The following is a 7,728-nucleotide window of genomic DNA, read 5'->3' on the forward strand; positions in this document are numbered from 1 at the left end:
GCCAGCGATCAGTCACACGATCGAGCGATCACGAACCGAGGAAGATCGGACTTAACGTCCACTCACTTCGGACCAAATGAGCCTGCCCCAGATCGCAGAGCAACCCCGCTTGAGCGCGGACGAAAGTTGGGTCAACGACTTCCAGCGCGTCGTACAGACTCGAAACCGCCTCGTCGTCTCCCAGCTGGGCAAGAATGTTGCCACGCCATCGAGCCAGGTGTGCGCCATTGAGAAAGATGCTCAGCATGTCCGGGTCTCGATCCTGAGGGCCGGGCGGAATACTTGCTTCGGCGGCGTCAAGGGCCCGGCGGCACTGGTCGGCCATCCCGGCCTGCGCGCACAGCTCCGCCTCGGCTGCGTAGAGCCATGCGCGAAGGCGTGGTGACCCCGCGCGGCCTAGAGTGCGCTGGGCATCGCGGATCACTTCGACGCCGAGAGTCGGCCGGCCAGCCTCGCACAGGACGTATGCCTGCTCCGCCATTGCGTGTGCGAGGTACATGGGGGCTTCAGCGTCTCGCGCTGCCCGCTTTGCAAGTTCGTAGTGCCGCCATGCCCGCTCGACTGCTCCCGAGTCGATCGCCTGCCATGCGGCCAATGTGGAAGCCCCGGCGAGTGCAAGGGCCACGGGGCGGCGGGCATCGGGAAGCACCGCGAAGTTCAGCGCGTCTTCGAGGGCAGCGAGGTGGCCGGACATCTGGTCCACAAGGCTCGACGCGCCCATCTGGCGGTCCATGGTGCGCAGTAACTCGGTCTGATCGTTGAATGACTTCACCATGCTCTGACTGACGCTGCTCGCGGCGTCGATTCTGCTCAGCAGCTCGTCGTAGCCTTCCGCCATCGACGGGGCAACGGCGGCCGGGACGCCTCGCAGCTCCGGGTCAGTGGCACCGAGGAGCTGCCTGAGGATCGCCGCGTATCGGTCGGAGATCGGGCGCTTGCCGTTCTCCCACTCGGAGACGTACACCCGCAGGCTCGCGGCCGAGGCCACGTCGGTGACGTGATGCCTGGCGTGGCGCTCGATTTCTCGGACCAGTCGCTCTTGAGACCAGCCTCGCGCCGTTCGTGCACTCCGCAGTCCAGTGCTCACAGGCCACCGTCCGACGATCGGTCCGTTCGCTGACTTACCCAGGGTGCCTCACATCGGCGCAGGTCAACAGGGGTTAACACGAAGGAAGTTAAGCCCTGTTGGCTACCGGCCCGCTGCTCAAGCCGGTCTTCTGGAGATGCGCCAAGGCGGGCAACCCGCCGCTCGAATCGGAAACATCTCTTGACTCTGGTGCGCACCAGATGCTTACCTTCTGGTGCGCACCAGATCAGAGAGTCGCTTCTGATCCGTGGTGCGAAAAGGGGCCCGGGGCAGAGCGGGCCGAGGGTCCCGGATCCCTGGTCAACCGGAGGGCTTGAGACCGAAAGGTCATGTCTCCATGCGCCTGGAACGGGAGCGCGCTCCCGAAGGAGACCACTTGCACGACCCGATCACTTCGCGGCCCCTGAGGGTGCCGCGCCGGTTGCCTCCCCCGCCCGTCTCGTACGGGCGGGGCTGAGGGGAGCCGGAGTTCATTCCTGCTTCTTCCCTGACGGCGTGCGGCCCCGGTGTCCTACCACCGGGGCCGCTGTCTGGGCCGTCTGCCTGAGAGGACCTACGACCCATGAGGAACATCGTCGCACTGGCGGCGGTCGGTGCGCTGGATGCGGAGCCGACCGCTGCTGAGCTGGACGCCATCGAGCGTGAGATGCCGCTGATCCGTGCGGAAGTCGAGGTGCTGGATGTGCGTATCGCGTTGCTGGACCGGCCGGTGTCGGAGTTGGACGCGCGGCGGCTGCGCCGGGCCCGGCGTCGGGTGCTGGACGCCCGCCGCGACCTGTCCAACCGCGCCGCCGCCACGTCGGGCGAGGTGATCGCATGAGCGCCCTGCTTCCCGCGGCCGCCGCTGCGGTGCCGCTGGCCGGGTGGAGCGTGCACGGCCTGTGGCTGCGCCGCCAGCTCCACAACGCACGGCGTGACCCGCTGACCGGGCTGCGCACCCGCTCCGCGTTCGAGCGCACCGCCGGCCGGATGCTGCGGCGCGGCCCGCACGCCGTCATCGTCATCGACCTGGACGGGTTCAAGGCCGTCAACGACACCTTCGGCCATGCCGCCGGCGACCACGCCCTCACCGCCGCCGCCGACGCGCTCACCGAAACGCTGGAGGACGACGGACGGGGCGGAATCGCCGCACGGTTGGGCGGGGACGAGTTCGCCGCCATCGTCCCCGCCCCGCACGACCACGCGGTGCCGTGGCTGCTGCGCGGCCTCCACGGCCACCTGTGCGCACCGCTGAACTACCGGGGCCACACCCTGACCCTGGGCGCCTCTCTCGGAGCCTGCCTGACCGCCGAACTACCGACCGCTGACCTCTCCTTGGCGCTGCGGCGGGCGGATGAGGCCATGTACGTCGCCAAGCGCGGCGGGGGCGGCTGGCTGGTGGCTGATGGCCCCACGCCCTCCCACCGGACCAGCAACGGCCGCCGGGCCGGACGGCGAGGTGCGGCATGAGCACCGAGCTGCACGTCACGGACGGCGAGCGGGATGGCGACGAGGGACTGTCGGGGCCGTGTGACTGCGGGGAGGGCGCGGTGCACTACGCCGACGCCGACTGCCCGGCCCGCCGGCACGCCACCGAGACCGGTGACGGTCGTCCGCGCGCGTATCCGATCCGGCCGCTGCCGGACGACGACCGCCGGTTCACGTTCGGTCTGCGCCTTGACGTGGCCGAGGTCCTGGAGGCGCACGGCTACCCGCCCCTCGTCACCGGCATCGACCACGTTGACCTTCAGCAGTCCCTGTTCCGGTTCCTCTACAGCGACCGGAACGGAGGTGCGGCATGAACCGCCCCGCCAAGACCCTCCTCGTCCTCGCCCTGGTGGCCGTGGTCGGCATGGCGTTCCGGGTGTCGTGGAACGCGCTGCGGGACGTGGCCAAGACCGTGGGGGCGGATGAGACGGCCGCGCTGCTGTACCCGTTCGTCGTCGACGGCCTGATGGCTCTGGCACTGGTGGCGACGCTGACGTTGACGGGGCGGGACCGGCGGTTCGCACTGCGCGTGCTGGCCGCCTACACCCTCGCCTCCCTCGTCCTCAACTACGTGCACGGCCTGGTACCCGCGATGCACCACGGCGGGGAGTCGGTCCGGCTGGCCGACTGGGGACCGGCGAACTGGGCCCTGGTCCTGCTCGCCACCTCCCTCCCGGTCGGGGCCATCTTCTTCGGCTCCGACCTGGTCGCCAAGGTGCTCCACCACCGCCCCGACTCCACAGCCTCGAATGCGGAGGAATCCACCGAGGCAACCGCAAACCAGTCGGGGCCTGACCTGCAACAGTCGCCCCCGACCCCACCCGCACCGATCGACCCCCCGGCACCCGACCGGGGGCCGGTCGAGTCGGCCCCCGACTCCACCGGCCAGCCCGACCCGACTGGGCCGACTGTCGCGGTGGAGCCGGTGGCGGTGAGGGCTGCTGCTGCGGCGGTGGAGTCGGGTCCGCGTCGGGTGACCGGTCGGGTCCCGGCCGCCGCCCGCACCGCCACCCGACCCGCCCGCACCCGTGCCCAACTCCTCAACGAGGCACGGGAGGCCACCGCCGGGTGGCCTGAGGAGAAGCTGACGGCCAACGCCATCCGGCTGGCCGTGCGCACCTCTGCGGAGAACGCCCGCACCCTGCGCGACACCCTGCGCGCTGAGCGGGCTGACGGTGCGTCGGTGGTGGCCTGATGGCCGCCCGGACCGCGTTCTACGACCCCGACGGCACCCGCTATGGGCTGCCCACCTACCCATGGCGCTTCGCCCCGGACGGTTACGCCACCCGCCGACAGTTATGGGCGCTCGGGCTGCGGCCCGGCGGTCAGGACGTGGCCGCGCAGCTCATGCGCGGCCGTCGTCGTCGGCCGCCGCTGGTCGCCTACCTCTACCGCATCGACGCCGCAAAGCCCGTGCGGCCGATGACGCCGGCGAAGCGGGCGGCCCTCGACCGTGCTAACACCGCCCGGCGTACCTGCCCCGACTGCGGGCGGGATGCGGGCTACACCATCCCCGCGTCGCTCGGTAGTTGCGTGCCCTGCGCCTACCCCGAAGATCAGCGCGCTGCTTGACCCTCTCCTGTACGTCCCGCGCCGCGGGGCCCGATCGCTCACCTCTCACAGCGTCGGCCGGGCCCCGCTCATCCCTCCACTGATGGGAAGGAATCTCAGTGAATCACGCAGATGGCAACGACAAGGAACGTGAACTGTTCGCCCGGCTGGAAGCCGACTTGGCGGGCGACTCCGGGGCCGATGTGGTCGACCTCGGCAAGGCGCGCGACGCCCGTGCCGAGTCGGGCGACTCGTCGGCCGACTCCGCCCCCGACTCCGGTGTGTCCGGTCGGGCCGACTCGGCGGCTGGTGGGTCGGGCGACGGGTCGGGGCCGGTGATGGTCGACGGCCCGGCGCCGGTCGGGCCCGGCTTCATGGAGCGGGTGACCGCTGCGAAGCGGCGGCCGGTGGTCCCGGCGTGGCTGCGGTCGGTCGGTGAGCTGAAGACGGCCGCCGCGTGGGTGGCCGGTCACTACGGCCACCTGACGGCGTATCACTCGCTGCGGGTGCCGGTGTATGCCGGGCGCCTGGCGGTGCACTCGCCGCGCGGCGCGGCCCGGTTCGTGGGCGGCACGTTGCGGTGGCTGGCCGACCGGGAGGGCGAGCCGGTCCGGCTGGCGGCGGTGCGGCGTGAAGACGCGGTGGAGTACCTGAAGTTGTCGCGGCAGCGCGATGGCCGGGTCCGGCTGCGGACCCTGGCCATGGTGCTGGCCTCCCTGATCGGGGTCGGCGCGAGTCTGGCCCTGTACGTGCTCGCCCCCGGGTGGCTTCAGGCGGTTTCGGTGAGCGCGCTGGTGCTGGCGCTGGGCTTCGCCGGCCGTGAGGCGGACGCGCCGATCGTGACCCGTGCGGTGGAGCTGCCGCAGGTGGCGCGGCTGACGTCGCAGATCGTGGTGCGGGCGTTCGCGGCGCTGGGTATCGCCGAGATCAACAAGCAGGCCAGCCGGGGGAAGGACGGGGTGGAGTTCAAGGCGCCGATCCAGCGCGACGGCAAGGGCTGGCGTGCCGACCTCGACCTGCCGTACGGCGTGACGGTCTCCGACGTCCTGGACCGGCGCGAGCGGCTGGCGTCGGGGCTGCGCAAGCCGCTGGGCTGCGTGTGGCCCGAGCCGGTGCCCGGTGAGCACACCGGGCGCCTGATGCTGTGGGTGGGGGATCAGGACATGGCCAAGGCGCCGCAGCCCGCGTGGCCGCTGCTGAAGTCGGGTGCGACGTCGCTGTTCAAGGCCGTCCCGTACGGCACGGACCCGCGCGGTAGGGCGGTCGGCTTCGACCTGATGTACGCCAACTTCCTGGTGGGCGCGATGCCGGGGCGGGGCAAGACGTTCGCGCTGCGCATCCTGCTGCTGGCCGCCGCCATGGACCCCACCGCCGAGCTGCACACCTGGGAGTTCAAGGGCACCGGAGACTTCTCCTCCTTCGAGCCGATCTCCCACAGCTACGGGTCAGGCCCCGGCGACGACGCCACCGTCGAAGGGTGCGTGGATGCCCTGGCCTACGTGTACGGCGAGTTGGACCGGCGGGCGCGGGTCATCAACGGGCTGCCCAAGGACATCTGCCCGGAGAACAAGGTCACGCCCGCCCTGGCGGCCAAGAGGTCCCTTGGGCTGCACCCGCTGGTGATGACCATCGACGAGTGCCAAGAGGTCTTCACCCACGAGCGCCACGGCAAGAAGGCGGCTGAGCTGGCGACGGCCATCATCAAGCGCGGCCGGGCGCTGGGGGTGATCCTGCTGCTGGGCACGCAGCGGCCGGACGCCGACTCCCTGCCCAAGGCGATCTCCGCGAACGTCGGCATCCGGTTCTGTCTCCAGGTGATGGGCCAGCCGGAGAACGACATGGTGCTGGGGACGTCGATGTACAAGAACGGCATCCGCGCCACCTCGTTCACCGCCGATGACCTGGGCATCGGCTACCTGGTGGGCGCCGGTCCCAACGCACAGATCGTGCGGTCGTACTACATCGACAACGCCGCCGCCGCGACGCTGTGCGAGCGTGCCCGCACCGCGCGGGCGGTGGCCGGCACCCTGCCCGACCCGGCCACCGCCAAGACCGCCAAGCCGGTGGACACGCTGCTGACGGACATCCTCGCGGTGATCCCCGCCAGTGAGACGAAGGTGTGGAACGAGACGGTCGTCGACCGGCTTGCCGAGCTGCGGCCGGAGAAGTACGGCGACTGGGCCCGGATGGACGGTGAGGAGAAGACGGCCCACCTCACCGCCGCCCTGAAGCCGTACGGGATCAAGACCGGGCAGGTGGGTCGCCGCGTCAACGGCAAGACCGTCAACCAGCGTGGCGTCACCCGCGCCCACCTCACGACTACTGTTGCGGAGCGTGACGACAAGCGGGACGCGAGCTGAGCGGCCGGGGCCGCTAACGCTAGCGCCCACACCTGCTAGCGCTAGCGGCCCCGATAGCGGCCCGCACCCCATCTGATCAGGTCGCTATCGGTTAGCGGCCCACCTGCGGAAACCCTCGAAACCGGCCCGTGGAGGTACCTCGTGACCCCCGTGCTCCTTGCTATCGCCTGCCTGACTGCCGTCACTCTCGGTTACGGATTTCTGTGTGCGGTTTCGCCGTTCGGTGACTGCCGCCGTTGCCGGGGCTTCGGCTACCGGCTCACCACCGACCGACGCGGACGCACCCGGCCCGGCCGCCTCTGCCGCCGCTGCCGGGGCGACCGCAAACGCATCCGCTTCGGCCGGCACCTCTACAACGTCGCCGCCCGCCTCCACCGCGACGGCACCCGCTGACCCCACACCCCCGAGAAGGGACACACCTGTCATGGCCGTGACCATCTCCCTCGCACTCCTCTTCGGAGCACTCCTCGCGATGCTGCTCAAGTCCCGCAGCCTCAGCGCCGGTTCGGCGTTCGTCGCCGCGGGCTTCGGCTACTTCCTGGCCGCCACCGGCGCGGCCGGGCCCATCAACGACTTCGCTGCCGCCGTCATCACCGCCATCCCCGACCTGTGAGGAGCACACCCGTGCCCGACCACATCAGCCTGATGGCCGCCGGAGAACTGCGCGACGCCATCAGCGCCGCACGACGCGGCGACCCGGCCGCCGCCGCCCACGCACTCGCCTCCATCGACCCCACCTCGTGGGCCGCCATTGAGCACCGCATGGCCACGCTCGGCGGCACCCTGACGGCCCTGCTCGCCCCCGACCCCGACGACCGCACCGGCCTCTGACACAGCACGGGGCGGCCCGCTCATCTCGCCAAAGAAGCCGGGCCGCCCCACAACCTCCCACCCAAAGGACAGGAGAACACCAGCATGACTCACCCGTTCCCCATCCGGCGAGGGCCCGACCGGCCGCGCCTGTTGGATCTGTTCTGCTGCGCCGGCGGGGCCGCCATGGGCTACCACCGCGCCGGGTTCGACGTCACCGGCGTCGACATCGCCCCCCGCCCGAACTACCCCTTTCCCCACCACCAGGGCGACGCCCTGACCCGTCTCGCCCACCTGATCGCCACGGGCGAGATCCGCCGGTACGTGTTCGTCCACGCCTCTCCTCCCTGCCAGCACGGATGCGCGCTGGCCGTGGGAACGAACGCCTCCCAAGGGTGGGGCCGCACACACGTGGACCTGGTGGCCCCGACCCGTGAACTGCTGGATGCGTCG

The 7,728-nt window shown here is 70.9% G+C and carries 10 protein-coding genes and 1 pseudogene; 10 read left to right on the top strand and 1 reads right to left on the bottom strand.

Translation table 11 applies throughout. The features are described 5' to 3' along the window. Positions 1 to 28: 28 nt before the first annotated feature. Positions 29 to 1,087, bottom strand: a complete 1,059-nt coding sequence (locus QNO07_RS27255; protein WP_502961957.1) for a helix-turn-helix domain-containing protein — start codon at positions 1,085 to 1,087, stop codon at positions 29 to 31. A 562-nt stretch (positions 1,088 to 1,649) separates the two neighbouring features. Here QNO07_RS27255 and QNO07_RS27260 point away from each other — a divergent pair. From QNO07_RS27260 to QNO07_RS27305, 10 genes and pseudogenes are all read left to right on the top strand, one after another. After that, positions 1,650 to 1,907: a DUF6284 family protein gene (locus QNO07_RS27260; RefSeq protein ID WP_283995215.1), complete on the top strand. Its 258-nt coding sequence runs from the start codon at positions 1,650 to 1,652 to the stop codon at positions 1,905 to 1,907. Beyond that, entirely contained in the window at positions 1,904 to 2,536 is a 633-nt protein-coding gene (locus QNO07_RS27265; protein ID WP_283995216.1) for a GGDEF domain-containing protein, read from the top strand. Before QNO07_RS27260 ends, QNO07_RS27265 begins: the two co-directional genes overlap by 4 nt. Continuing rightward, positions 2,533 to 2,868 (top strand): hypothetical protein, encoded by a 336-nt coding sequence (locus QNO07_RS27270; RefSeq protein WP_283995218.1) that lies wholly within the window; start codon positions 2,533 to 2,535, stop codon positions 2,866 to 2,868. Before QNO07_RS27265 ends, QNO07_RS27270 begins: the two co-directional genes overlap by 4 nt. Then, entirely contained in the window at positions 2,865 to 3,749 is an 885-nt protein-coding gene (locus QNO07_RS27275) for a DUF2637 domain-containing protein (protein WP_283995219.1), read from the top strand. The genes QNO07_RS27270 and QNO07_RS27275 overlap by 4 nt, the downstream gene beginning before the upstream one ends. Next, the gene (locus tag QNO07_RS27280) at positions 3,749 to 4,126 is read left to right on the top strand and encodes an RRQRL motif-containing zinc-binding protein (RefSeq protein WP_283995220.1); all 378 of its coding nucleotides are present in this window, start codon (positions 3,749 to 3,751) and stop codon (positions 4,124 to 4,126) included. Before QNO07_RS27275 ends, QNO07_RS27280 begins: the two co-directional genes overlap by 1 nt. A 98-nt stretch (positions 4,127 to 4,224) precedes the next feature. Continuing rightward, positions 4,225 to 6,465 (top strand): cell division protein FtsK, encoded by a 2,241-nt coding sequence (locus QNO07_RS27285; RefSeq protein ID WP_283995221.1) that lies wholly within the window; start codon positions 4,225 to 4,227, stop codon positions 6,463 to 6,465. Positions 6,466 to 6,606: 141 nt separating this feature from the next. Continuing rightward, positions 6,607 to 6,858, top strand: a complete 252-nt coding sequence (locus tag QNO07_RS27290; RefSeq protein WP_283995222.1) for a hypothetical protein — start codon at positions 6,607 to 6,609, stop codon at positions 6,856 to 6,858. Positions 6,859 to 6,889: 31 nt separating this feature from the next. Continuing rightward, positions 6,890 to 7,078: a hypothetical protein gene (locus QNO07_RS27295; RefSeq protein WP_283995223.1), complete on the top strand. Its 189-nt coding sequence runs from the start codon at positions 6,890 to 6,892 to the stop codon at positions 7,076 to 7,078. A gap of 11 nt (positions 7,079 to 7,089) precedes the next feature. After that, positions 7,090 to 7,296 (top strand): hypothetical protein, encoded by a 207-nt coding sequence (locus QNO07_RS27300; RefSeq protein WP_283995224.1) that lies wholly within the window; start codon positions 7,090 to 7,092, stop codon positions 7,294 to 7,296. An 84-nt stretch (positions 7,297 to 7,380) separates the two neighbouring features. Then, positions 7,381 to 7,728: pseudogene (locus tag QNO07_RS27305) on the top strand (DNA methylase); the annotation flags it as partial.

This window comes from Streptomyces sp. 549 (genome assembly GCF_030124175.1).
Taxonomy (GTDB): Bacteria; Actinomycetota; Actinomycetes; order Streptomycetales; family Streptomycetaceae; genus Streptomyces.

Excerpts from the sequence above, each read along its gene's own strand:
- QNO07_RS27260 (WP_283995215.1), top strand. The coding sequence starts at position 1,650 with ATGAGGAACATCGTCGCACTGGCGGCGGTCGGTGCGCTGGATGCGGAG.
- QNO07_RS27265 (WP_283995216.1), top strand. The coding sequence starts at position 1,904 with ATGAGCGCCCTGCTTCCCGCGGCCGCCGCTGCGGTGCCGCTGGCCGGG.
- QNO07_RS27270 (WP_283995218.1), top strand. The coding sequence starts at position 2,533 with ATGAGCACCGAGCTGCACGTCACGGACGGCGAGCGGGATGGCGACGAG.
- QNO07_RS27275 (WP_283995219.1), top strand. The coding sequence starts at position 2,865 with ATGAACCGCCCCGCCAAGACCCTCCTCGTCCTCGCCCTGGTGGCCGTG.
- QNO07_RS27280 (WP_283995220.1), top strand. The coding sequence starts at position 3,749 with ATGGCCGCCCGGACCGCGTTCTACGACCCCGACGGCACCCGCTATGGG.
- QNO07_RS27295 (WP_283995223.1), top strand. The coding sequence starts at position 6,890 with ATGGCCGTGACCATCTCCCTCGCACTCCTCTTCGGAGCACTCCTCGCG.